Origin of the sequence: Pantoea trifolii (assembly GCF_024506435.1) — a bacterium.
Taxonomy (GTDB): Bacteria; Pseudomonadota; Gammaproteobacteria; order Enterobacterales; family Enterobacteriaceae; genus Pantoea; species Pantoea trifolii.
The window spans coordinates 4,018,443-4,042,985 of the sequence record NZ_JANIET010000001.1 but is presented as its reverse complement, the minus strand read 5'-3'; the positions used below and the strand labels follow the sequence as shown (position 1 = coordinate 4,042,985).

The 24,543-nt window shown below is 54.1% G+C and carries 15 protein-coding genes, 4 tRNA genes, 3 rRNA genes and 1 riboswitch; of the genes, 17 read left to right on the top strand and 5 right to left on the bottom strand.

All coding sequences use genetic code 11. The features are described from left to right. A complete protein-coding gene (gene metF / locus NQH49_RS18810) occupies positions 1-897 on the top strand; it encodes a methylenetetrahydrofolate reductase (RefSeq protein ID WP_256697811.1) in 897 nt (298 codons plus the stop codon). Positions 898-1,022: 125 nt separating this feature from the next. Here metF and ppc read toward each other — a convergent pair whose 3' ends face one another. Next, complete coding sequence (ppc, locus tag NQH49_RS18805) at positions 1,023-3,674, bottom strand: phosphoenolpyruvate carboxylase (RefSeq protein WP_008109660.1); 2,652 nt, start codon at positions 3,672-3,674, stop codon at positions 1,023-1,025. A 257-nt stretch (positions 3,675-3,931) separates the two neighbouring features. Beyond that, entirely contained in the window at positions 3,932-5,080 is a 1,149-nt protein-coding gene (gene argE / locus NQH49_RS18800; RefSeq protein ID WP_256697810.1) for an acetylornithine deacetylase, read from the bottom strand. Between the two features lie 167 nt (positions 5,081-5,247). Here argE and argC point away from each other — a divergent pair, with 167 nt between their 5' ends. From argC to oxyR, 5 genes are all read left to right on the top strand, one after another. Further along, complete coding sequence (gene argC / locus NQH49_RS18795) at positions 5,248-6,252, top strand: N-acetyl-gamma-glutamyl-phosphate reductase (protein ID WP_256697809.1); 1,005 nt, start codon at positions 5,248-5,250, stop codon at positions 6,250-6,252. Between the two features lie 15 nt (positions 6,253-6,267). Beyond that, positions 6,268-7,041 (top strand): acetylglutamate kinase, encoded by a 774-nt coding sequence (gene argB, locus NQH49_RS18790; RefSeq protein WP_256697808.1) that lies wholly within the window; start codon positions 6,268-6,270, stop codon positions 7,039-7,041. 14 nt (positions 7,042-7,055) lie between these two features. Next, complete coding sequence (locus NQH49_RS18785; RefSeq protein ID WP_256697806.1) at positions 7,056-8,273, top strand: argininosuccinate synthase; 1,218 nt, start codon at positions 7,056-7,058, stop codon at positions 8,271-8,273. Positions 8,274-8,348: 75 nt separating this feature from the next. Continuing rightward, complete coding sequence (gene argH, locus NQH49_RS18780; protein ID WP_256697805.1) at positions 8,349-9,722, top strand: argininosuccinate lyase; 1,374 nt, start codon at positions 8,349-8,351, stop codon at positions 9,720-9,722. 286 nt (positions 9,723-10,008) lie between these two features. Then, positions 10,009-10,926, top strand: a complete 918-nt coding sequence (gene oxyR / locus NQH49_RS18775) for a DNA-binding transcriptional regulator OxyR (RefSeq protein ID WP_008109652.1) — start codon at positions 10,009-10,011, stop codon at positions 10,924-10,926. Here oxyR and sthA read toward each other — a convergent pair. After that, positions 10,909-12,309 (bottom strand): Si-specific NAD(P)(+) transhydrogenase, encoded by a 1,401-nt coding sequence (gene sthA, locus NQH49_RS18770; RefSeq protein WP_008109650.1) that lies wholly within the window; start codon positions 12,307-12,309, stop codon positions 10,909-10,911. The two genes, oxyR and sthA, sit on opposite strands and share 18 nt — an antisense overlap. A 194-nt stretch (positions 12,310-12,503) precedes the next feature. On the opposite strand from sthA, the gene fabR reads away from it, so the two are divergent. Together fabR and NQH49_RS18760 are read left to right on the top strand one after the other, a co-directional pair. Further along, positions 12,504-13,148: an HTH-type transcriptional repressor FabR gene (gene fabR, locus NQH49_RS18765; protein WP_008109648.1), complete on the top strand. Its 645-nt coding sequence runs from the start codon at positions 12,504-12,506 to the stop codon at positions 13,146-13,148. 18 nt (positions 13,149-13,166) lie between these two features. Continuing rightward, positions 13,167-13,520, top strand: a complete 354-nt coding sequence (locus NQH49_RS18760) for a YijD family membrane protein (protein WP_256697804.1) — start codon at positions 13,167-13,169, stop codon at positions 13,518-13,520. Positions 13,521-13,563: 43 nt separating this feature from the next. Here the strand turns inward: NQH49_RS18760 and trmA are convergent, their stop codons facing one another. Continuing rightward, on the bottom strand, positions 13,564-14,667 hold the full coding sequence (gene trmA / locus NQH49_RS18755; RefSeq protein WP_008109646.1) for a tRNA (uridine(54)-C5)-methyltransferase TrmA: 1,104 nt from the start codon (positions 14,665-14,667) through the stop codon (positions 13,564-13,566). A gap of 113 nt (positions 14,668-14,780) precedes the next feature. Then, a riboswitch (cobalamin riboswitch) is annotated at positions 14,781-14,960 on the top strand. A gap of 69 nt (positions 14,961-15,029) precedes the next feature. Here trmA and btuB point away from each other — a divergent pair. The 9 genes from btuB (at position 15,030) to NQH49_RS18710 (ending at position 23,579) form a co-directional block, all read left to right on the top strand. Then, entirely contained in the window at positions 15,030-16,910 is a 1,881-nt protein-coding gene (btuB, locus tag NQH49_RS18750) for a TonB-dependent vitamin B12 receptor BtuB (protein WP_256697803.1), read from the top strand. Then, the gene (gene murI / locus NQH49_RS18745; protein ID WP_256697801.1) at positions 16,855-17,706 is read left to right on the top strand and encodes a glutamate racemase; all 852 of its coding nucleotides are present in this window, start codon (positions 16,855-16,857) and stop codon (positions 17,704-17,706) included. The genes btuB and murI overlap by 56 nt, the downstream gene beginning before the upstream one ends. A gap of 396 nt (positions 17,707-18,102) precedes the next feature. Continuing rightward, a 16S ribosomal RNA gene (locus NQH49_RS18740) occupies positions 18,103-19,643 on the top strand. A 73-nt stretch (positions 19,644-19,716) separates the two neighbouring features. Further along, positions 19,717-19,793, top strand: a tRNA-Ile gene (locus NQH49_RS18735). Between the two features lie 116 nt (positions 19,794-19,909). Continuing rightward, positions 19,910-19,985, top strand: a tRNA-Ala gene (locus NQH49_RS18730). A gap of 202 nt (positions 19,986-20,187) precedes the next feature. Then, positions 20,188-23,094: ribosomal RNA gene (locus tag NQH49_RS18725) — 23S ribosomal RNA — on the top strand. A gap of 106 nt (positions 23,095-23,200) precedes the next feature. Further along, positions 23,201-23,316, top strand: a 5S ribosomal RNA gene (rrf, locus tag NQH49_RS18720). The 16S, 23S and 5S rRNA genes sit together here with 4 tRNA genes alongside, the layout of an rRNA operon. Positions 23,317-23,418: 102 nt before the next feature. Next, positions 23,419-23,495, top strand: a tRNA-Asp gene (locus NQH49_RS18715). Positions 23,496-23,503: 8 nt separating this feature from the next. Further along, positions 23,504-23,579: transfer RNA gene (locus tag NQH49_RS18710), tRNA-Trp, on the top strand. 105 nt (positions 23,580-23,684) lie between these two features. Here NQH49_RS18710 and hdfR read toward each other — a convergent pair. Then, positions 23,685-24,506, bottom strand: a complete 822-nt coding sequence (hdfR, locus tag NQH49_RS18705) for an HTH-type transcriptional regulator HdfR (RefSeq protein ID WP_008106614.1) — start codon at positions 24,504-24,506, stop codon at positions 23,685-23,687. Between the last annotated feature and the right edge of the window lie 37 nt (positions 24,507-24,543).

Below are 24,543 nucleotides of genomic sequence, written 5' to 3'. Positions count from 1 at the left end.
ATGAGTTTCTTTCACGCCAATCAACGCGAAGCGTTGAACCAGAGCCTGGCTGAGCTGAACGGGCAAATTAATGTCTCTTTCGAATTTTTCCCGCCACGCACCAGTGAAATGGAAGAAACCCTGTGGAGCTCAATCGATCGACTGAGCAGCCTTAAGCCGAAATTCGTCTCCGTTACCTACGGTGCCAACTCGGGCGAGCGCGACCGTACGCACAGCATCATTAAAGGCATTAAAGATCGCACCGGTCTGGAAGCGGCACCGCATCTGACCTGTATCGATGCCACGCGTGATGAGCTGCGCGCTATCGCACGTGATTACTGGAATAGCGGCATTCGCCATATCGTGGCACTGCGCGGTGATTTACCGCCGGGCAGCGGCAAGCCGGAAATGTACGGTTCGGATTTAGTTGAACTGCTGAAAGATGTCGGCGATTTCGATATCTCGGTGGCGGCCTACCCGGAAGTGCATCCCGAAGCGAAAAGCGCACAGGCCGATTTGATCAACCTGAAACGTAAAATTGATGCCGGTGCTAACCGCGCCATCACCCAGTTCTTCTTCGACGTGGAAAGCTACCTGCGCTTCCGCGATCGCTGCGTCGCAACCGGTATCGACGTGGAAATCGTGCCAGGTATTTTGCCGGTCTCTAACTTTAAACAGCTACAACGCTTCGCCACCATGACCAATGTGCGTGTGCCGGGCTGGATGAGTGCGATGTTTGAAGGTCTGGATAACGATCCGGAAACGCGCAAAATGGTGGGTGCCAGCGTCGCTATGGACATGGTGAAAATCCTGTCGCGGGAAGGGGTGAAGGATTTCCATTTCTATACGCTGAATCGCGCCGAATTGAGTTACGCCATTTGCCACACGCTGGGCGTGCGCCCGGCGATTGGGGGTTAATGCCCTCACCCTAACCCTCTCCCGCAAGCGGGCGAGGGAATGTTTAGGTGGGGAAATGTGTAACACCTGTGCTTGATCGGTCCCCTCTCCCGCAAGCGGGAGAGGGTTAGGGTGAGGGGAAAAAATTACCCCGTATTACGCATACCTGCCGCAACACCCGCGATCGTCACCATCAGCGCTTGTTCTACACGCGCATCAGGCTCATCACCGCGCTCTTCCTGCGCACGCGAACGATGCAGCAGTTCAGCCTGCAACACGTTCAGCGGATCGGTATAGACGTTACGCAGCGCGATAGATTCAGCAATCCACGGTTGGTCAGCCATCAGATGCGCATCGTTGGCGATGGTCAGCACCGCTTTGATATCCGCATCCAGCTGATCGCGCAGCTGCTTGCCGAGCGGCCACAGTGATTTATCCACCAGACGCTGATCGTAATATTCCGCCAGCCACAGATCGGCTTTCGAGAACACCATCTCCAGCATGCCAAGACGTGTGGCGAAGAACGGCCATTCGCGGCACATGTTTTCCAGCTCATCCTGATGACCTTCATCCATCGCTTTCTGCAACGCGGCACCCGCGCCCAGCCAGGCGGGCAACATCAGGCGGTTCTGCGTCCAGGCGAAGATCCAGGGAATCGCACGCAGCGATTCCACACCGCCGGTTGGGCGACGTTTAGCCGGACGTGAACCCAGCGGCAATTTACCCAGCTCCTGCTCTGGCGTGGCCGAGCGGAAATAGGGCACGAAGTCCGGGTTTTCACGCACATAACCGCGATACATCGCACAGGAGTGCGCCGACAAACCGTTCATGATCTCCTGCCATTCGCGCTTTGGTTCCGGCGGTGGCAGCAGGTTGGCTTCCAGAATCGCACCGGTATACAGCGACAGGCTGGCAATGGTGACTTCTGGCAAACCGTATTTGAAGCGAATCATCTCGCCCTGTTCGGTCACGCGCAGGCCACCTTTCAGGCTGCCCGGCGGCTGTGACAACAACGCAGCATGAGCTGGCGCGCCGCCACGACCGATTGAGCCGCCGCGTCCGTGGAACAGCGTCAGCGTGATGCCCGCGCTTTCACAGGTTTTGATCAGCGCATCCTGCGCCTGATATTGCGCCCAGCTGGCGGCCATCACGCCGGCATCTTTCGCCGAGTCGGAATAGCCAATCATCACCATCTGTTTGCCGTTGATAAAGCCGCGATACCAGTCGATGTTCAGCAACTGCGTCATCACATCGTTGGCGTTGTTCAGGTCATCAAGGGTTTCGAACAGTGGCGCAACCGGCATGGCGTAAGGAATGCCGGCTTCTTTCAGCAGCAGATGCACGGCCAGCACGTCCGACGGGGTTTTCGCCATGGAGATCACGTAGGAAGCAATCGAACCCTGCGGCGCTTCGGCCACCACTTTGCAGGTATCCAACACTTCACGTGTCTCATCGCCCGGTTCCCACTGATGCGGCAACAGCGGACGCTTAGAATTCAGTTCGCGGATCAGGAAGGCTTGTTTATCCGCTTCTGACCAGCTTTCGTAATCACCAAGGCCGAGATAACGCGTTACTTCGGCAATCGCCTGGGTATGGCGGGTGCTCTCCTGACGGATATCGATACGCACCAGCGGCACGCCGAAACACTTCACGCGGCGCAGCGTGTCCAGCAGCTGGCCGTTGGCGATGATGCCCATGCCGCACTGTTGCAGAGATTGGTAGATAGCGAACAGCGGTTCCCACAGCTGATCGTTGGAGACCAGCAGATCGGCCGGACGCGGCAGGCGCTCGCCTTTCAGACGACGGCCAAGATAGGCTTGCGTGGTCATGAGCTGGCTGCGAATGCGCTTCAGCACCATACGGTACGGCTCGAGCGCTTCCGGATCGCCGCACAGCTCGCGTACTTCGTCGCTACATTCGGACATCGACAGCTCAGAAACCAGCACGCCGATATCGCGCAGGAACAGGTCCGCGGCTTTCCAGCGGCTCAGCTGCATCGCGTGGCGGGTAATCGGTGCGGTGACGTTCGGGTTGCCGTCACGGTCGCCGCCCATCCACGAGGTAAATTTAATCGGCACGAAATCGACCGGCAGCTTAATGCCAAAGGTCTCTTCAACTTGCTCGTTCAGCTCACGTAGGAAGGCGGGCACGCCTTGCCACAGGCTGTTCTCCACCACGGCAAAGCCCCATTTGGCTTCATCGATTGGCGTTGGACGGTATTTGCGGATTTCGTCGGTGTGCCACGCTTGTGCCACCAACTGGCGCAGACGGCGCATCACCTGCGTGCGCTCGTAATCGGAAATGTCGCTGTGATCGAGTTGCTGCAAGCAGCTGTTCACTTCGCCCAGCATATGGATCAGCGTGCGGCGGGTAATTTCGGTGGGGTGCGCAGTCAGCACCAGCTCCAGTGAAAGCTCTTCAATTGACTGACGGATTGCCGCTTCGCTGATATCGCCTTGCTGTTTCAGGCGCTCGAAAGTCTTTTTCAGCAGTTCAGGATGGTTCGCGCCATCACCGCTCCGCGAAATGGTTTGGTACTGTTCAGCGACGTTGGTGAGATTAAGGAACTGGCTAAAGGCACGCGCCACCGGCAGCAGCTCGTCATTCGACAGATTTTGCAGCGTGGTCAGCAGTTCCTGACGATGGGTGTCATTTCCCGCACGGGATGACTTAGAGAGTTTACGGATGGTCTCCACCTGGTCGAGGATGTTCTCTCCTAGTGCATCCTTAATCGTATCCCCGAGCAGTTTGCCGAGCATACTGACATTACTTCGCATTGCGGAATATTGTTCGTTCATTGGACCCTGACACCCTCATCATCTTTTTAAATATCCCCACGGGAATGATTTACCCACGGGCATAACATCGTCTTTTATCTAGCCACGTATCTTCCTGCACGTCAATTGCCTTAAATCTACGTAAATGTGCTGCTAAATGGCGGAAATTCAAAGAATTTGCTTGCAGCGAAGCGAGATAAGTTATTCTTATTATCAAATCCCGAACAATGACGGGGCAATTTGCTGATTTAACAGTGAAATGCCCCATCTGTTGTTCATCAATGACAAAAATGCTGCACGACTTGAGTGATAAGCGCATGAGTCGGCTTGATAAATGCGGTATCAATAAACTCATCAGGTTGGTGGGCTTGATTGATAGATCCCGGGCCTAAAACCAGCGTTGGGCACAATTGCTGGATAAAAGGCGCTTCAGTGCAATAGTTTACCACTTCGGTTGGCACGCCCAGCAGCTTCTCCACCACTTGCACCAGCTCATGATCGGCCGGGCATTCGTAGCCTGGAATCGGCGGATGCAGTTCGCCCACGGTTAATCGTCCTGGCCAGCGTGCACTCACCGGTGCCAGCGCGTCATTCAGTAAACCATCCAAATCGCTCAGGGTTAAGCCCGGCAGCGGACGAATATCCATATGCAATTCACAGCAGGCGCAAATGCGGTTGGCGGCATCGCCACCATGAATATGGCCGAAGTTCATGGTTGGATAAGGAATGGCAAACCCATCGTGGTTGTAGCGCTCTTTCAGTGTGTTACGCAGCTGCATCAGTTGGGTGATGGATTCATGCATCAGCTCAATGGCGTTGACGCCGCGTGACGGATCGCTGGAGTGGCCCGATTGTCCCTGAATACGAATCACATTCGACAGATGACCTTTGTGCGCGCGTACTGGCTTGAGCGAGGTTGGCTCGCCGATGATGCCGCAATCTGGTCGCAGTTGCGTTGATTCAGAGAAATACTTCGCGCCCGCCATGGTGGTCTCTTCATCGGCGGTGGCGAGGATGTAGAGCGGCTTGCTGAGTTTGGTCACGTCAACGTCACGCAGCGCATCCAGAATAAAGGCAAAGAAGCCTTTCATATCGGCGGTGCCCAGGCCGTACAGCTTGTTGTCGTGTTCCGTCAGCGTGAAGGGATCGCGCGTCCAGCGGCCATCATCATAGGGCACGGTGTCAGTATGACCGGCCAGTAACAGGCCGCCTGCGCCCAATCCGCTGCGCGCCAGCATGTTGAATTTATGCCGCGTGCCAGGTACCGGCTGCACTTCTACACTGAAGCCAATATCGCGGAACCAGCCGGCCAGCAAATTGATTAAAGTTTCATTACTCTGATCCAGTGCGCTATCGGTTGCGCTGATTGATGGCGTGGCAATCAACTGGCGGTAGAGTTCGATAAAAGGTGGTAATTTTGTCTTCACTGTTGACGGTCCTTGGGTTAGGATGTATCAATATTCATGCATTAATAGTGAATAAAAATACAATAACGTCGCTTGCATGTGAAGCATCAAATCTTCTGCAAACGGCATTCTGGGCAACGGGGCAAGGCCGCGACCCGATACGTGACTGTAATAAGGTATACAGCCTGATGTTGAATACGCTGATCGTTGGTGCCAGTGGTTACGCTGGCGTAGAGCTTGCCACCTACCTGAATCGCCATCCGCATATGAACATAACCGCTTTGGCGGTTTCAGCGCAAAGCCCGGATGCTGGAAAGTTATTGTCGGATTTGCATCCGCAGCTCAAAGGCATTGTCGATTTGCCGCTGCAGCCGCTGAGCGATGCCGCTGAATGGGCCGACAAAGTGGATGTGGTGTTCCTCGCCACCGCCCATGAAGTCAGCCACGATCTGGCACCTGAATTCCTCAAAGCCGGTTGCGTGGTGTTCGATCTCTCCGGCGCATTCCGCGTAAACGACGACGCTTTCTATACCCAATATTACGGTTTCAGCCATCAGCATCAGGATTGGCTGGATAAGGCGGTTTACGGCCTGGCCGAATGGCAGCACGACAAAATTAAAGATGCGGAGCTGGTTGCAGTGCCGGGTTGCTACCCAACCGCCGCCCAGCTTTCGCTGAAGCCGCTGATCGCAGCGGGCCTGCTTAGCGACGCACAGTGGCCAGTGATCAATGCCACCAGTGGCGTGAGCGGTGCAGGGCGCAAAGCCAACGTTGGCACCAGCTTCTGTGAAGTGAGCTTGCAGCCGTACGGCCTGTTTAATCACCGTCATCATCCGGAAATCGTGGCACATCTCGGTACGCCGGTGATCTTTACGCCACATCTGGGCAGCTTCCCGCGCGGTATTTTGTCGACCACGACCTGCCGCCTGAAAGCGGGCGTGACGCAACAGGATGTGGCGGATGCTTTCCATAATGCATACCACGACAAACCGCTGGTGCGCGTGTATGACAAAGGCGTACCGGCGCTGAAAGCGGTGGTCGGTTTGCCGTTCTGCGACATCGGCTTTGCCATGCAAGGCGAGCATCTGATTGTGGTGGCTACTGAAGATAACCTGCTGAAAGGCGCCTCATCGCAGGCGGTTCAGTGTTTGAACATTCGTTTCGGCTTCCCCGAAACGCTGTCTTTGATTTAACGAACGGATAACGCAATGAATCCATTGATCATTAAACTGGGTGGCGTGCTGCTGGATAGCGAAGAAGCGCTGGCCCGCCTGTTTGATGCCCTGCTGGCGTACCGCAATGAACATCAGCGTCCGCTGATCATTGTGCACGGCGGTGGTTGCGTGGTGGACGAGCTGATGAAGAAGCTCGCGCTGCCGGTGAAAAAGAAGAACGGTTTGCGCGTGACGCCAGCCGATCAGATTGACATTATTACCGGTGCATTAGCCGGTACCGCCAACAAAACGCTGCTGGCGTGGGCGAAGAAATATGGCATCGGCGCAGTCGGTTTGTGCCTCGGCGATGCCGGTTTGGTTAATGTGGCGCAGTTCGATGAAGAGCTGGGACACGTTGGCAACGCGACGCCTGGCAATCCGGCGCTGGTGAACACGCTGCTGGCGGCGGGCTACATGCCGGTGATCAGCTCGATTGGCATCACCGACGGCGGCGAGTTGATGAACGTCAACGCTGACCAGGCGGCGACTGCGCTGGCGGCGACCCTTGGTGCCGATTTAGTGCTGTTGTCTGACGTTAGCGGCATTCTCGACGGCAAAGGTCAGCGCATCGAAGAGATGACCGCCGCGAAAGCGGAACAGCTGATTGCGCAGGGCATCATCACCGATGGCATGATCGTGAAAGTGAACGCGGCGCTTGATGCCGCCCGCACGCTCGGTCGCCCGGTCGATATCGCTAGCTGGCGTCATGCTGAACAACTGCCAACCCTTTTCAACGGCGTGTCGATTGGCACCCGGATTCTCGCATAATCAAGGATTAAGACATGAGCACGCAAAACATCAAAAAAATCGTTCTGGCCTACTCAGGCGGCCTGGATACTTCAGCCATCATTCCATGGTTGAAAGAGAACTACGGCGGCTGTGAAGTGGTGGCGTTCGTGGCGAACATTGGCCAGGATCCGGCAGATTTAGAAGGCGTTGAGAAGAAAGCGCTGCAGTCAGGTGCGTCTGAGTGCCACGTGGCCGATCTGCGTGAAGCCTTCATCAGCGAATACGTTTATCCGGTACTGCAGACCGGCGCTCTGTACGAAGGCACTTATCTGCTGGGTACCTCAATGGCGCGTCCGATTATCGCCAAAGCGCAGGTTGAGCTGGCACTGAAAGTGGGCGCAGATGCGCTGTGCCACGGCGCAACCGGTAAAGGTAACGATCAGGTGCGTTTCGAAACTACCTACACCGCGCTGGCACCACAGCTGAAAGTGGTTGCACCATGGCGTGAATGGGACCTGCGTTCACGTGAGGCGCTGCTGGATTACCTGAAAGAGCGCAATATCCCGACCACTGCGTCGCTGGAAAAAATCTACAGCCGTGACGAGAACGCATGGCACATCTCTACCGAAGGCGGCGTGCTGGAAAGCCCAGCTAACGCACCAAACAAAGATTGCTGGGTGTGGACCGTTGATCCGCTGGAAGCGCCAGATCAGCCAGAAAACGTTACCGTTACCGTTGAGAAAGGTCGCGTTGTCGCGGTGAACGGCGAGAAGCTGAGCCCGTTCCAGTGCCTGGAAAAACTCAACGTGCTGGGTGCGAAACACGGCGTGGGTCGTATCGACATCGTGGAAAACCGTCTGGTAGGCATCAAGTCTCGCGGCTGCTACGAAACCCCGGGCGGCACCATCATGGTGAATGCACTGCGTGCGGTTGAACAGCTGGTGCTGGATCGCGATAGCTTCAAATGGCGCGAGCAGCTGGGCCATGAAATGTCTTACGTGGTTTACGATGGCCGCTGGTTCGCGCCGCTGCGCAAATCCATCCAGGCCGCTGCTGAATCACTGGCAAAAGAGGTGAACGGCGAAGTGGTACTGCAGCTGTACAAAGGCCAGGCTACGGCGATTCAGAAAACCTCTGCTAACAGCCTGTACTCAGAAGAGTTCGCCACCTTTGGCGAAGACGAAGTGTACGATCACCGTCACGCGGGCGGCTTTATCCGCTTGTTCTCGCTCTCTTCACGCATTCGCGCGCTGAACGAGCAGAAGAAGTAATACCGCGGCAATCGACATATTTTGCAAGGGCGGCTTCGGGCCGCCTTTTCTATAACGGATTCAGGAGTAATTCAGATGGCACTTTGGGGCGGACGTTTTTCGCAGGCAGCAGACCAACGGTTCAAACAGTTTAACGACTCGCTGCGTTTTGACTATCGCCTGGCCGAGCAGGACATTACCGGCTCGATTGCCTGGTCAAAAGCGCTGGTGACGGTCAACGTGCTGACCAATGAAGAGCAGCAACAGCTGGAAAGCGCGTTGAATGAACTGCTGGCCGAGGTACGCGCCAATCCTGAGCAGATTCTGCAAAGCGATGCGGAAGATATTCACAGCTGGGTGGAAGGCAAGCTGATCGATAAAGTCGGCGCGCTGGGCAAGAAATTGCACACCGGACGTAGCCGTAACGATCAGGTCGCGACCGATCTGAAACTGTGGTGCAAAGAGCAGGTTGCCGTGCTGCTGGAGGCGACGCACGAACTGCAATCGGCGCTGGTCGCTACGGCAGAAGCCAATCAGGACGCGGTGATGCCGGGTTATACGCACCTGCAGCGTGCGCAGCCGGTGACTTTCGCGCATTGGTGCCTGGCGTACGTTGAAATGCTGGCGCGTGACGAGAGCCGTTTGCAGGATGCACTGAAGCGTATGGATGTCAGTCCGCTGGGTTGCGGCGCGCTGGCCGGTACCGCGTATGAGATCGATCGTCAGCAACTGGCCGGCTGGTTAGGTTTTGCCTCTGCCACGCGTAACAGCCTTGATACCGTTTCCGATCGCGATCACGTGCTGGAGCTATTGTCAGACGCTTCGATTGGCATGGTGCATCTGTCGCGCTTTGCTGAAGACCTGATCTTCTTCAACACCGGTGAAGCAGGCTTCCTTGAGCTGTCTGATAAAGTCACTTCCGGCTCTTCGCTGATGCCACAAAAGAAAAACCCGGATGCGCTGGAGCTGATCCGTGGCAAATGTGGCCGTGTGCAGGGCGCATTGACCGGCATGATGATGACGCTGAAAGGCCTGCCGCTGGCGTATAACAAAGATATACAGGAAGACAAAGAAGGGCTGTTCGATGCGCTTGATACCTGGCTCGATTGCCTGCATATGTCGGTGCTGGTGCTGGACGGCATTCAGGTAAAACGCCCGCGTTGCCAGGAAGCCGCTGAGCAGGGCTACGCTAACTCTACCGAGCTGGCCGATTATCTGGTGGCAAAAGGCGTTCCGTTCCGCGAAGCGCATCACATTGTCGGTGAAACCGTGGTGGAAGCGATCAAGCAAGGCGTGGCGCTGGAAGCGCTCACTCTGGCGCAGTTGCAGCAGTTCAGTGCGGTGATTGAGGATGACGTGTATCCGATCCTGTCGCTGCAATCCTGTCTCGATAAGCGTAATGCGCAGGGCGGCGTGTCGCCGCAGCAAGTCGCCTTCGCCATCGGCGAAGCGCAGAAGCGTTTAGGTTAATCTCTTCGTGAGGTCGCTATGCAGGGCGACCAATAAATTTCCGCAAAAAAAGCGGGCACCTCTTCGGTAGCCCGCCAACCTCTAGCTTCGGAATTACATTTTGTTATAGGCACATCATCAAGGGCAGGCCACTCCCGGCCAGCACAGTGATTTGTTTTAAGCAGTTTGCAGGTTCTGCTCCACATCATGTTGATGCGCGCATTATTCCCGCTCACGCCTTGATAGGGCCAATCGTTCATTGCTATTCTATCTATCGCCACGGGCTATCGTGGTTTGGAGGATTTCAATGAATATTCGTGATCTCGAATACCTGGTTTCACTTGCGGAGCATCGCCATTTCCGGCGTGCAGCTGACGCATGTCATGTCAGCCAACCCACCTTAAGTGGACAGATTCGTAAGCTGGAAGATGAACTTGGTGTGATGCTGCTGGAGCGTACCAGTCGTAAAGTGTTGTTTACTCAGGCTGGACTGCTGCTGGTGGATCAAGCGCGAACCGTGTTGCGCGAAGTGAAAGTACTGAAGGAGATGGCGAGCCAACAGGGCGAAGCGATGTCTGGACCGCTGCACATTGGTTTGATTCCAACCACCGGGCCGTATCTGCTGCCGCACATCATCCCGATGCTACACAAAACCTTCCCCAAACTCGAAATGTACCTGCATGAAGCGCAGACTCAGCAACTGCTGGCACAGCTCGACAGCGGCAAGCTGGACTGCGCCATTGTGGCGTTGGTGAAAGAGAGTGAAGCCTTTATTGAGGTGCCACTGTTTGATGAGCCAATGACGCTGGCGGTGTATGCCGATCATCCGTGGCGCGATCGCGATCGCGTGCCAATGTCGGATCTGGCCGGTGAGAAATTGCTGATGCTGGAAGATGGGCACTGCCTGCGCGATCAGGCGATGGGCTTCTGCTTCGAAGCCGGTGCCGATGAAGATACGCATTTCCGCGCCACCAGTTTAGAAACGCTGCGCAACATGGTTGCCGCCGGTAGCGGCATTACCTTGCTGCCTGCGCTGTCCGTGCCGAATGAACGCGAACGTGATGGCGTCTGCTATTTGCCGTGCTACAAGCCTGTTCCACAGCGCACCATCGCGTTGGTCTATCGTCCAGGATCGCCTCTGCGCAGCCGCTACGAGCAGTTGGCAGAAGCAATCAAAACCCACATGAAGGGTTATCTGGATACCTCGTTAAAACAGGCGGTTTAAGCCGTTTAACGCTGCCACACGATAGGCTTCGGCCATGGTGGGATAGTTGAAGGTGGTATTCACGAAGTACTCAATCGTGTTGCCGCCGTTCTTCTGTTCCATGATGGCCTGGCCGATGTGAATGATCTCCGCAGCACGCTCGCCAAAGCAGTGAATCCCTAAAATCTCTTTGGTTTCGCGGTGGAACAGAATCTTCAGGCTGCCGACGTGCATACCAACAATCTGCGCACGCGCCAGATGTTTGAACTGCGCACGGCCCACTTCATACGGCACTTTCATCGCCGTCAGCTGCTGTTCGGTTTTACCCACTGAACTGATCTCCGGAATGGTGTAAATCCCGGTTGGAATATCCTCGATCAGATGCGCGGTGGCTTCACCTTTGATGATCGCCTGCGCGGCGATGCGGCCCTGATCGTAAGCAGCAGAGGCCAGGCTTGGATAACCAATCACGTCACCGACCGCGTAAATATGCGGCAGCGCGGTTTGGTACATGCTGTTCACTTTCAGCAGACCACGACCATCCGCTTCGAGTCCTACGTTTTCCAGCGCCAGTGAATCGGTATTACCGGTTCGACCATTCGCGTACAACAGGCAATCGGCTTTCACTTTTTTGCCCGATTTAAGGTGAATAATCACCCCGTCATCAACGCCTTCAATTTTCTCGAACTCTTCGTTGTGACGAATCACCACGCCGCTGTTCCAGAAGTGATAGGAGAGGGAATCTGACATCTCCTGATCGAGGAACGCCAGCAGACGGTCGCGGGTGTTGATCAGGTCAACCTTGACGTTCAGGCCGCGGAAAATCGAGGCATATTCACAGCCAATCACGCCGGCGCCGTAAATGATGACGTGGCCAGGTTCATGGTGCAGGTTGAGGATGGAGTCGGAATCGTAAACGCGTGGATGGGTAAAATCGACATCCGCTGGATGATACGGACGAGAACCGCAGGCAATAACGAATTTCTCAGCGGTTAAGCGCTCGCGGGTGCCGTCGGGTTGTTCCACTTCGATAGTGTTGGCATCAACAAATCGGGCATCGCCCTGATAAAGTTCACAGCGGTTGCGCTCGTAGAAACCCTGACGCATCGCGGTTTGCTGACTGATCACGTTCTCGGTGTGGTTGAGAATGTCGGCGAATGAGGAGCGCAGGAGTCGAGTGTGATCGCTGTAAAGTGGGTTTTGATTGAACTCGATGATACGGCTGACAGCGTGACGCAAGGCTTTGGAAGGGATGGTTCCCCAGTGAGTACAACCGCCGCCGATGTTGTGGTAGCGTTCGATCACTGCAATACGCGCTCCCTGCTTCACCAGCCCCATCGCCGCACCTTCGCCGCCCGGACCGGAGCCAATCACAATGGCATCGTAATCGTAAGACTTTTGCATACCAGTACGTCCTATTTTTTTATCACATTTTTACAACGAGATTCTAACATCTCGCCGCGCACATCTGAATTCTAACAGCGTAAATTGCTGAAGTTTGACAAAGCGTGAGGTTCACAGGCGTTCACAAAGTTTGCACCGCTGTACGCTGAAAATTTTGTTATAGTGCCTGCCAAATCACCTAAAAGGCCGGGAAAATGGGCGTCAGAGCGCTACAAAAAGAACGTACACGACGTTCACTGATTGAAGCTGCCTTCAGTCAGTTAAGTGCAGAAAGGAGTTTTGCCAGCCTGAGTTTGCGCGAAGTTGCACGCGAAGCGGGGATTGCGCCGACCTCATTTTATCGTCACTTCCGCGATGTCGACGAGCTGGGCTTGACCATGGTGGACGAAAGCGGCTTAATGCTGCGCCAGTTAATGCGTCAGGCGCGCCAGCGTATTGCCAAGGGCGGCAGCATCATCAAAACCTCGGTGGCAACTTTTATGGAGTTCATCGGGAACAATCCCAACGCTTTTCGGCTCTTACTACGCGAGCGCTCCGGAACCTCGGCAGCATTTCGTGCCGCCGTTGCCCGAGAGATTCAGCACTTCATCGCCGAACTGGCCGATTACCTTGAGCTGGAAAATCGCATGCCGCGCAGCTTCACCGAAGCGCAGGCCGAAGCGATGGTGACGATTGTGTTTAGCGCGGGTGCCGAAGCGCTGGATGTTGATATTGAGCAGCGCCGCAAGCTGGAGGATCGATTAGTGCTGCAGCTGCGCATGATCGCCAAAGGCGCTTATTACTGGTATCGCCGGGAGCAAGAGCGCCTGGCAGTTACCCTGGAAAAACCCGAAGAGTAATGTGATAAGGATAATGAAATGATTCAGCAAAACCCACGCGATAAAGGAACGCTTTTATTGGCTTTTATCACCGGTTTAGCGATCAACGGCTCCTTTTCGGTGCTGTTCAGCACGTTTGTTCCCTTTTCGATATTCCCGCTGATCGCGCTGGGCCTCGCGGCCTGGTGTCTGCATCAGCGTTATCTCAACCGCAATATGCCAGACGGCATGCCTTCACTGGCGGCGGCGTTCTTTCTGCTGGGTATTTTGGTTTATAGCGCGCTGGTGCGGGCTGAATATCCGGATATCGGCTCCAACTTCATCCCGACCATTCTGATGGTGGCGCTGGTGTTCTGGATTGGGATGCGTTTCCGCCGTAAAAACCGTAACTAAGGCTTCGACTGCTGTAGGGTCGCCATTCATGGCGACCGATTCATCAGGCCTTGCGCGTCAGCAGCACGCCGCATTCCATATGATGGGTATACGGGAACTGATCGAACAGCGCCAGACGCGTGACATCATGCGTTTCTCCCAGCACCGCGAGGTTGTCGCACAGCGTTTGCGGGTTGCAGGAGATATAAAGGATGCGCGGATAGGCCTGCACCATCTTCACGGTTTCCTCATCCAGCCCGCTGCGCGGCGGATCGACAAAAATGGTTTCGCACTGATAGCTCTTCAGGTCGATGCCTTCTAAACGATTGAAGCTGCGTACGCCCGTCATCGCCTGAGTAAACTCTTCGGCGGCCATACGAATAATCTGCACGTTATCAATCTGGTTGGCGGCAATGTTGTATTGCGCGGACGCGACTGACGGCTTGGCAATCTCGGTGGCCAGCACGCGGCGGAAGTTACGCGCCAGCGCCAGCGAGAAGTTGCCGTTACCGCAATAGAGTTCCAGCAAATCGCCACGCGAATCCTGCGTCACGTCCAGCGCCCACTCCAGCATCTGAATATTCATCGCCGCGTTTGGCTGGGTGAAGCTGTTCTCCACCTGACGATAAATCATCTCTTTCCCCGCGACCGGCAGGCGCTCATCAACGTAATCGCGATCGAGGCAGATTTTGGTTTTGGTGGCGCGGCCAATCAGCTGCACGTCAAAGCCTTCGGCACGCAGGCTATCACGCAGGGCGCTGGCGGCGGCGGTCCACTCCTCTTCCAGCTTGCGGTGATAGAGCAGCGAGATGACGATCTGGTTGCTCATCGTCGACAGGTAATCGATCTGGAATAGCTTAAAACGCAGCGCGCGGTTGTCGCGGATCGCCGCGATCAGTTTTGGCATCAGCTGGTTGATCAATTCACTGGCCGCCGGGAATTGATCGACGCGGATACGTTGCTTGGTCTGTTGATCAAAGATGATGTGGTAGAGATCGTCACCGTCGTGCCAGATGCGGAATTCGGCACGCATCCGATAGTGGCTGACCGGCGAACGGAACACCTCCACGTCGGGCGCAGCAAAGGGCACCATCATCGCCTGTAAGCGGCTGACTTTTTCCGCCAGTTGCGCGTCGTATTGTTCAATCGGGAGCTGTTCGGGTGTCATCTTTAATCCTGGTAATAAGCTGGCTTGCCGGGCGATTGTAGGCATTCAACTGCTGATGTCCAGCCCTGCGGAAAACAAGATGGCTGGAAGTCTGGATTTCCGGCCTTCCTGGCCGTAGACTGCGCCTGCCGGCCTCCTTGAGTTAAAAGGGAATCCAGTGTGAATCTGGAGCTGACGCGCAGCGGTAAAGAATGTCGTGGTGATGGCACTGATAAACACTGTCCTGCCGGATGGGAAGTTTTTCACCATTTATGATTCTCAGCCCGAAGACCTGCCGGTGTAACGTCGCAATACATACGACCATCGCGAGCTATTGGTTGTAGTCGTGCGGCATCCTGCTTCGTCTTTTGGATGCTATAACAATGAAAAAAACACATGCTTCGCTGTTTGCCTTCAGTGCAACGGCGTTGTCTCTCTGGGCGCAATTTGGCTACGCGCAGCAGAATGATGATACGCAAATCGTTACCGCTAACCGCTTCGCACAGCCGGTCTCGTCGGTGCTGGCGCCAACTTCCGTGGTGACACGTGGAGATATTGATCGCTGGCAGTCAAAAACCCTGAGCGATGTGATGCGCCGTTTGCCGGGCGTGGATATCGCGCAGAATGGTGGTATGGGTCAGAGCAGTTCGCTGTTTATTCGAGGCACCAATTCCAGTCATGTTCTGGTGCTGATTGACGGTATTCGTCTCAATCAGGCCGGCGTTTCCGGTTCATCCGATCTCAGCCAGATTCCGCTTTCGCTGGTGCAACGCATCGAATATGTGCGTGGCGCGCGTTCGGCGGTGTATGGTTCGGATGCGATTGGTGGAGTCATCAACATTATTACCGGCCGCGATAAACCAGGCACAACGTTGACCGCTGGTGTGGGTTCGAACGGTTATCAGAGTTATGAAGGTTCAACGCAGCAACAGTTGGGTGATGCCACCAGGCTGACCATGGCCGGTAATTACACCTACACCCGAGGCTACGATGTGGTGGCCAACTTACCTGATGTGTATGGCGATCCGGCACAAAAAGACCGCGATGGTTTCATGAGCAAGTCGCTGTATGGATCGCTGGAACATCAATTTAGCGACGAGCTGAGTGGCTTCTTCCGCGGTTACGGTTTTGATAACCGTACGGCCTATGACGGCACTTACAGTTATGACAGCAGTTTCAATATCACCGGATTAAACGACACTCGTCAGCTATATAGCCAGACTTGGGATACCGGCCTGCGCTACAGCCATGACATCTATTCCACTCAGCTGATTGCCAGCTACAGCCGCAGCAAAGATTACAACTATGATCCGCGCACTGGCCGTTATGGTCCGGCGACCACACTGGATGACAGTAAGCAATATAACCTGCAATGGGGCAATACCTTCCGGGTTGGGCAAGGCACCGTCAGCGGCGGCGTAGACTGGCAGAAACAGACTACCGAGCCGGGCACCGCTTATGTCACCCATAGCACTGAACTGCGCGATACCGGCATTTACGCCACTGCGCAGCAAAAGTTTGGCGATGTAACACTTGAAGGTGCGCTGCGTGGTGATGACAACAGTCAGTTTGGCTGGCACAGCACCTGGCAGAGTGGCGCATCCTGGGAGTTTGTTGACGGCTACAGCGTCTTCGCTAACTATGCGACCGCCTATAAAGCGCCGCGTCTTGGTCAGCTGTATGGTTCTTACGGCAACAGCGATTTGAAACCGGAAGAGAGTAAACAGTGGGAGGGTGGCTTTGAAGGTTTAACCGGGCCGGTCAATTGGCGCGTGTCGGGTTATCGCAATGACATCGAAAATCTGATTGATAGCGATCCAAGCACTTTCATCTACTACAACATCGACAAAGTACGTATTAAAGGTGTTGAGGCTACGGCATCGTTCGATACCGGCCCGCTTAGCCATCAGATTTCTTACGATTATGTCGATGCGCGTGATGCTGAGACCAATCAGCAATTGGTGCGCCGTGCGAAGCAGCAGGTGAAGTATCAACTCGACTGGACGGTGTATGACTTCGACTGGTCTGTGACTTATCACTATCTCGGCGATCGTTTCGATACCGATTACAACCATTCTTATACCGCTGAACGCGTAAAATTAGGCGGCGTGAGTTTGTGGGATCTGGCAGTTTCGTATCCGGTCACATCACAGCTCACCGTTCGTGGTAGAATTGCCAACCTGTTCGATAAAGATTACGAGACAGTGTATGGCTATCCAACTCCAGGAACGGAGTATTACCTCAGCGCCAGCTACAGCTTCTGATCTACAACCCACCGTGCTGGTGTTTGACTCCGGCGTCGGTGGGCTGTCTGTCTATGATGAGGTCCGGCATTTACTGCCGGATCTTCACTATCTCTACGCCTTCGATAATGAAGGTTTCCCGTACGGCGAAAAATCCGAAGACTTTATTGTCGAGCGTGTAGTGGCGGTGGTGACGGCTATCACTCAGCGTTTTCCGCTTGCGCTGGTGATCATCGCCTGTAACTCGGCCAGTACCATCTCTTTGCCGGCTCTGCGTGAGCGCTTCGAATTCCCGGTTGTGGGTGTGGTGCCTGCTATTAAACCTGCTGCGCGTCTGACGCGTAACGGCGTAGTGGGATTGCTGGCCACCCGTGGCACGGTGAAGCGTCCTTATACGCATGAGTTGGTGGCGCAATTTGCCCGGGACTGCAAAATCGAAATGCTCGGTTCTGCTGAGCTGGTGGAACTGGCGGAAGCCAAGTTGCATGGCGAAGATGTTGAACTGGCTGATGTGCGCCGCGCTGTGCAACCCTGGCTACGTATGAAAGAGCCGCCCGATACCGTGGTTCTCGGCTGTACGCATTTCCCTTTATTACGTGATGAGCTGCAATTGGTACTGCCGGAAGGGACGAGGTTGGTAGATTCGGGCGCTGCCATTGCGCGTCGTACCGTTTGGTTATTGGAGCATGAAGCACCGCAGGCGGTTTCGTCCGGGCAGAATTTAGCGTTCTGTACGCGTATGGATGATGAAGTGACGAAATTGTCACCGATTTTGCAGCGTTATGGCTTCCCGTTGCTGGAAAAATTAGCAGTTTAGTGGCGTTTCGACGAAAAAATCAGCACTCGAAAATTAATTTGAAATTAGCACTTGTCAGCCCCGAAGAAATCCCTATACTGCGCCTCCACTGACACGGAACAACGGCTTACGAAGCGATGTGTTCAGGAGGTGGTCTTCAAGGCAACCTTCAGAAAAGCAAAAATAAATGCTTGACTGAGAATGCGGAAAGCGTAATATACGCATCCCGCGCCGCTAGAGAAGTCGCGGCATGCTCTTTAACAATTTATCAGACAATCTGTGTGGGCACTCGCAGGATTGATATCAGCGTCTCCGGACGCAACAAAATATCAAAGCCTCACGAGTGAACACATAATGAAATTCATTATGACGTTTTACAGATGAGCACCGCTGAACTTGTTTCAGCAAATCAAACTTAAATTGAAGAGTTTGATCATGGCTCAGATTGAACGCTGGCGGCAGGCCTAACACATGCAAGTCGAACGGTAGCACAGAGAGCTTGCTCTCGGGTGACGAGTGGCGGACGGGTGAGTAATGTCTGGGAAACTGCCCGATGGAGGGGGATAACTACTGGAAACGGTAGCTAATACCGCATAACGTCGCAAGACCAAAGTGGGGGACCTTCGGGCCTCACACCATCGGATGTGCCCAGATGGGATTAGCTAGTAGGTGGGGTAATGGCTCACCTAGGCGACGATCCCTAGCTGGTCTGAGAGGATGACCAGCCACACTGGAACTGAGACACGGTCCAGACTCCTACGGGAGGCAGCAGTGGGGAATATTGCACAATGGGCGCAAGCCTGATGCAGCCATGCCGCGTGTATGAAGAAGGCCTTCGGGTTGTAAAGTACTTTCAGCGGGGAGGAAGGCGGTGAAGTTAATAGCTTCACCGATTGACGTTACCCGCAGAAGAAGCACCGGCTAACTCCGTGCCAGCAGCCGCGGTAATACGGAGGGTGCAAGCGTTAATCGGAATTACTGGGCGTAAAGCGCACGCAGGCGGTCTGTCAAGTCGGATGTGAAATCCCCGGGCTTAACCTGGGAACTGCATTCGAAACTGGCAGGCTAGAGTCTTGTAGAGGGGGGTAGAATTCCAGGTGTAGCGGTGAAATGCGTAGAGATCTGGAGGAATACCGGTGGCGAAGGCGGCCCCCTGGACAAAGACTGACGCTCAGGTGCGAAAGCGTGGGGAGCAAACAGGATTAGATACCCTGGTAGTCCACGCCGTAAACGATGTCGACTTGGAGGTTGTTCCCTTGAGGAGTGGCTTCCGGAGCTAACGCGTTAAGTCGACCGCCTGGGGAGTACGGCCGCAAGGTTAAAACTCAAATGAATTGACGGGGGCCCGCACAAGCGGTGGAGCATGTGGTTTAATTCGATGCAACGCGAAGAACCTTACCTACTCTTGACATCCAGAGAACTTAGCAGAGATGCTTTGGTGCCTTCGGGAACTCTGAGACAGGTGCTGCATGGCTGTCGTCAGCTCGTGTTGTGAAATGTTGGGTTAAGTCCCGCAACGAGCGCAACCCTTATCCTTTGTTGCCAGCGGGTTATGCCGGGAACTCAAAGGAGACTGCCAGTGATAAACTGGAGGAAGGTGGGGATGACGTCAAGTCATCATGGCCCTTACGAGTAGGGCTACACACGTGCTACAATGGCGCATACAAAGAGAAGCGACCTCGCGAGAGCAAGCGGACCTCATAAAGTGCGTCGTAGTCCGGATCGGAGTCTGCAACTCGACTCCGTGAAGTCGGAATCGCTAGTAATCGTAGATCAGAATGCTACGGTGAATACGTTCCCGGGCCTTGTACACACCGCCCGTCACACCATGGGAGTGGGTTGCAAAAGAAGTAGGTAGCTTAACCTTCGGGAGGGCGCTTACCACTTTGTGATTCATGACTGGGGTGAAGTCGTAACAAGGTAACCGTAGGGGAACCTGCGGTTGGATCACCTCCTTACCTGAAGATACCTTCCCGCGCAGTGCTCACACAGATTGTCTGATGAAATTAAAGAAGAGCGTAAAACGCCTGCAGGCTTGTAGCTCAGGTGGTTAGAGCGCACCCCTGATAAGGGTGAGGTCGGTGGTTCAAGTCCACTCAGGCCTACCAAATTCTTCCAGTTTCCGCGTTGTGCCGATAGCTCGCATACTTGAGTATGCTTCGTATCGACACGCCTTGAACCTGAAAGAATTCTCCTGGTAAGCACGCGTTTTGCAAAACTCTATGGGGCTATAGCTCAGCTGGGAGAGCGCCTGCCTTGCACGCAGGAGGTCAGCGGTTCGATCCCGCTTAGCTCCACCATCAACGACCCCACGTTGATAACTAACTTCAGAATGTATCCTCGGGTACATTGCGAAGTTATTGCTCTTTAACAATCCGGAACAAGCTGAAAATTGAAACGACGTGTTGGTTCATTTCTCCGTAATAAGAAATGAATAACAACATGTTCGAGTCTCTCAAATGCTTACAGTCCGCAGCGTTGCAAAACGCCTGTGGGTTGTGAGGTTAAGCGACTAAGCGTACACGGTGGATGCCCTGGCAGTCAGAGGCGATGAAGGACGTGCTAATCTGCGTAAAGCGTCGGTAAGGTGATATGAACCGCTACAGCCGACGATGTCCGAATGGGGAAACCCGGTGCACTCAGTGCATCATCGCAACATGAATACATAGTGTTGCGAGGCGAACCTGGGGAACTGAAACATCTAAGTACCCAGAGGAAAAGAAATCAACCGAGATTCCCCCAGTAGCGGCGAGCGAACGGGGAACAGCCCAGAACCTGAATCAGTTTGTGCATTAGTGGAAGCGTCTGGAAAGTCGCGCGATACCGGGTGACAGCCCCGTACACGAAAGTGCACATACTGTGAGTTCGAAGAGTAGGGCGGGACACGTGGTATCCTGTCTGAATATGGGGGGACCATCCTCCAAGGCTAAATACTCCTGACTGACCGATAGTGAACCAGTACCGTGAGGGAAAGGCGAAAAGAACCCCGGCGAGGGGAGTGAAACAGAACCTGAAACCGTGTACGTACAAGCAGTGGGAGCCTCATTTATGGGGTGACTGCGTACCTTTTGTATAATGGGTCAGCGACTTATATTCTGTAGCAAGGTTAACCGTATAGGGGAGCCGCAGGGAAACCGAGTCTTAACTGGGCGTTAAGTTGCAGGGTATAGACCCGAAACCCGGTGATCTAGCCATGGGCAGGTTGAAGGTTGGGTAACACTAACTGGAGGACCGAACCGACTAATGTTGAAAAATTAGCGGATGACTTGTGGCTGGGGGTGAAAGGCCAATCAAACCGGGAGATAGCTGGTTCTCCCCGAAAGCTATTTAGGTAGCGCCTCGTGAACTCATCTTCGGGGGTAGAGCACTGTTTCGGCTAGGGGGCCATCCCGGCTTACCAACCCGATGCAAACTGCGAATACCGAAGAATGTTATCACGGGAGACACACGGCGGGTGCTAACGTCCGTCGTGAAGAGGGAAACAACCCAGACCGCCAGCTAAGGTCCCAAAGTCATGGTTAAGTGGGAAACGATGTGGGAAGGCACAGACAGCCAGGATGTTGGCTTAGAAGCAGCCATCATTTAAAGAAAGCGTAATAGCTCACTGGTCGAGTCGGCCTGCGCGGAAGATGTAACGGGGCTAAACCATGCACCGAAGCTGCGGCAGCGACGCTTATGCGTTGTTGGGTAGGGGAGCGTTCTGTAAGCCGTTGAAGGTGTGCTGTGAGGCATGCTGGAGGTATCAGAAGTGCGAATGCTGACATAAGTAACGATAAAGCGGGTGAAAAGCCCGCTCGCCGGAAGACCAAGGGTTCCTGTTCAACGTTAATCGGAGCAGGGTGAGTCGACCCCTAAGGCGAGGCTGAAAAGCGTAGTCGATGGGAAGCAGGTTAATATTCCTGCACTTGGTGTTACTGCGAAGGGGGGACGGAGAAGGCTAGGTTATCCGGGCGACGGTTGTCCCGGTTTAAGCGTGTAGGCTGATATCTTTGGTAAATCCGGGATATCTTAAGGCTGAGGCGTGACGACGAGCCACTACGGTGGTGAAGTAACTGATGCCCTGCTTCCAGGAAAAGCCTCTAAGCTCCAGGTAACACGAAATCGTACCCCAAACCGACACAGGTGGTCAGGTAGAGAATACCAAGGCGCTTGAGAGAACTCGGGTGAAGGAACTAGGCAAAATGGTGCCGTAACTTCGGGAGAAGGCACGCTGGCGCGTAGGTGAAGGGACTTGCTCCCGGAGCCGAAGCCAGTCGAAGATACCAGCTGGCTGCAACTGTTTATTAAAAACACAGCACTGTGCAAACACGAAAGTGGACGTATACGGTGTGACGCCTGCCCGGTGCCGGAAGGTTAATTGATGGGGTTATCCGCAAGGAGAAGCTCTTGATCGAAGCCCCGGTAAACGGCGGCCGTAACTATAACGGTCCTAAGGTAGCGAAATTCCTTGTCGGGTAAGTTCCGACCTGCACGAATGGCGTAATGATGGCCAGGCTGTCTCCACCCGAGACTCAGTGAAATTGAAATCGCTGTGAAGATGCAGTGTACCCGCGGCAAGACGGAAAGACCCCGTGAACCTTTACTATAGCTTGACACTGAACATTGAGCCTTGATGTGTAGGATAGGTGGGAGGCTTTGAAGCGTGGACGCCAGTCTGCGTGGAGCCAACCTTGAAATACCACCCTTTAATGTTTGATGTTCTAACGTAGGCCCGTGATCCGGGCTGCGGACAGTGTCTGGTGGGTAGTTTGACTGGGGCGGTCTCCTCCCAAAGAGTAACGGAGGAGCACGAAGGTTGGCTAATCCTGGTCGGACATCAGGAGGTTAGTGCAATGGCATAAGCCAGCTTGACTGCGAGAGTGACGGCTCGAGCAGGTGCGAAAGCAGGTCATAGTGATCCGGTGGTTCTGAATGGAAGGGCCATCGCTCAACGGATAAAAGGTACTCCGGGGATAACAGGCTGATACCGCCCAAGAGTTCATATCGACGGCGGTGTTTGGCACCTCGATGTCGGCTCATCACATCCTGGGGCTGAAGTAGGTCCCAAGGGTACGGCTGTTCGCCGTTTAAAGTGGTACGCGAGCTGGGTTTAGAACGTCGTGAGACAGTTCGGTCCCTATCTGCCGTGGGCGCTGGAGAATTGAGGGGGGTTGCTCCTAGTACGAGAGGACCGGAGTGAACGCACCACTGGTGTTCGGGTTGTCATGCCAATGGCACTGCCCGGTAGCTAAGTGCGGAAAAGATAAGTGCTGAAAGCATCTAAGCACGAAACTTGCCCCGAGATGAGTTCTCCCTGACTCCTTGAGAGTCCTGAAGGGACGTTGAAGACTACGACGTTGATAGGCCGGATGTGTAAGCGCAGCGATGCGTTGAGCTAACCGGTACTAATGACCCGTGAGGCTTAACCTTACAACGCCAGAGGCGTTTTGGTCTGAGAGACCGATATTTTCAGCTTGTTTTACGGATTAAAGATTCAGCGGAAGCGGATGTCATTCGTTTTTGCGCAAAGAATTTGCCTGGCGGCTTTAGCGCGGTGGTCCCACCTGACCCCATGCCGAACTCAGAAGTGAAACGCCGTAGCGCCGATGGTAGTGTGGGGTCTCCCCATGCGAGAGTAGGGAACTGCCAGGCATCAAATTAAGACCCGTTATCGGGTCGTGACCTTCCCGGTGACGCGGAAAGGGCGAAACACCTGAAATCAGAACGATTGTCTGATATCAGTACAGAATCGGTGGAGCGGTAGTTCAGTTGGTTAGAATACCTGCCTGTCACGCAGGGGGTCGCGGGTTCGAGCCCCGTCCGTTCCGCCACCCTAATTAGGGGCGTAGTTCAATTGGTAGAGCACCGGTCTCCAAAACCGGGTGTTGGGGGTTCGAGTCCCTCCGCCCCTGCCAGAAAATAATCCTTTGCTTCGGCAAAGGATTTTTTTTGTCCAAAATTTGGCAGTGAAATGAGTTTGAGTTTCACTGTGATCCACTCAAACTCCCTCATTTATTATCTTATTGTGTCAAAACCGGATATTTAAGCAGCTGACGAATGTGACTTTGCTGATCGCTATTCTGCAGCCACACCGCATATAACGGTCGCACGGCGACGGGTGTATCTGGAATAACCATCAAATCACTATAAATGCCGTGCCAAAAATCAGGTAAAAATGCACATGCACCGGTGGTATGCAGTAATTCGCGCGTTAAATGTGCCGATGTCGTAGTTAATACAGGGACATCATCACTGGACAGATAACTTTCATGCTGATGAAAATCTGCGCCCCATTCCAGCTTGATATAGTCATATTTTTCACGCTTCTCAGTTTTGCGCGCCCGGAATAATGCGAGAGAAATATGACCTATTTGCTGGCTGGTTAACTCATCCATTTTTGGTGCTTCGGTCGTGATCAATAGGTCCAACTGACGTTCATGCAACTGCTTGACCAGCAAATGTCGTTGGGCGATGCGTGCCTCAAGATGGAGGCTTTCGCGATTCTCATAAAGTGTTTGCAACCAAGGAGTTAAATACGCTTCCCAAAGGGATGCGCTACCTCCTATCGAAAGCTCATGATGCTGCTGTGTATGTGAAACTTCCTTTTTGGCCATCAGCCAGGTACTCATCAAGCTTTCGGCATAGGGTAATAAACGCTCGCCCGCTGAAGTCAGCCGGATGTTATTACGGTGACGAGTAAAAAGATTTACGCCCAGCTGGTTTTCCAGCTGACGAATGCGAAAACTAACGGCAGATTGCGTGAGGTAAAGCGCTTCAGCAGCACGCCCGAAATGGCGTGTTCTGCTCACTTCGAGGAAAGTTTTCAGTAATTCCGTATCCACTGCATTCTCCCAAAAATTGTTTGTCGTACTGATTTAA

Coding starts and splice junctions, on each gene's coding strand:
- metF (WP_256697811.1), top strand. CDS start 1: ATGAGTTTCTTTCACGCCAATCAACGCGAAGCGTTGAACCAGAGCCTG.
- ppc (WP_008109660.1), bottom strand. CDS start 3,674: ATGAACGAACAATATTCCGCAATGCGAAGTAATGTCAGTATGCTCGGC.
- argC (WP_256697809.1), top strand. CDS start 5,248: ATGTTGAATACGCTGATCGTTGGTGCCAGTGGTTACGCTGGCGTAGAG.
- argB (WP_256697808.1), top strand. CDS start 6,268: ATGAATCCATTGATCATTAAACTGGGTGGCGTGCTGCTGGATAGCGAA.
- NQH49_RS18785 (WP_256697806.1), top strand. CDS start 7,056: ATGAGCACGCAAAACATCAAAAAAATCGTTCTGGCCTACTCAGGCGGC.
- argH (WP_256697805.1), top strand. CDS start 8,349: ATGGCACTTTGGGGCGGACGTTTTTCGCAGGCAGCAGACCAACGGTTC.
- oxyR (WP_008109652.1), top strand. CDS start 10,009: ATGAATATTCGTGATCTCGAATACCTGGTTTCACTTGCGGAGCATCGC.
- sthA (WP_008109650.1), bottom strand. CDS start 12,309: ATGCAAAAGTCTTACGATTACGATGCCATTGTGATTGGCTCCGGTCCG.
- fabR (WP_008109648.1), top strand. CDS start 12,504: ATGGGCGTCAGAGCGCTACAAAAAGAACGTACACGACGTTCACTGATT.
- NQH49_RS18760 (WP_256697804.1), top strand. CDS start 13,167: ATGATTCAGCAAAACCCACGCGATAAAGGAACGCTTTTATTGGCTTTT.
- trmA (WP_008109646.1), bottom strand. CDS start 14,667: ATGACACCCGAACAGCTCCCGATTGAACAATACGACGCGCAACTGGCG.
- btuB (WP_256697803.1), top strand. CDS start 15,030: ATGAAAAAAACACATGCTTCGCTGTTTGCCTTCAGTGCAACGGCGTTG.
- murI (WP_256697801.1), top strand. CDS start 16,855: ATGGCTATCCAACTCCAGGAACGGAGTATTACCTCAGCGCCAGCTACA.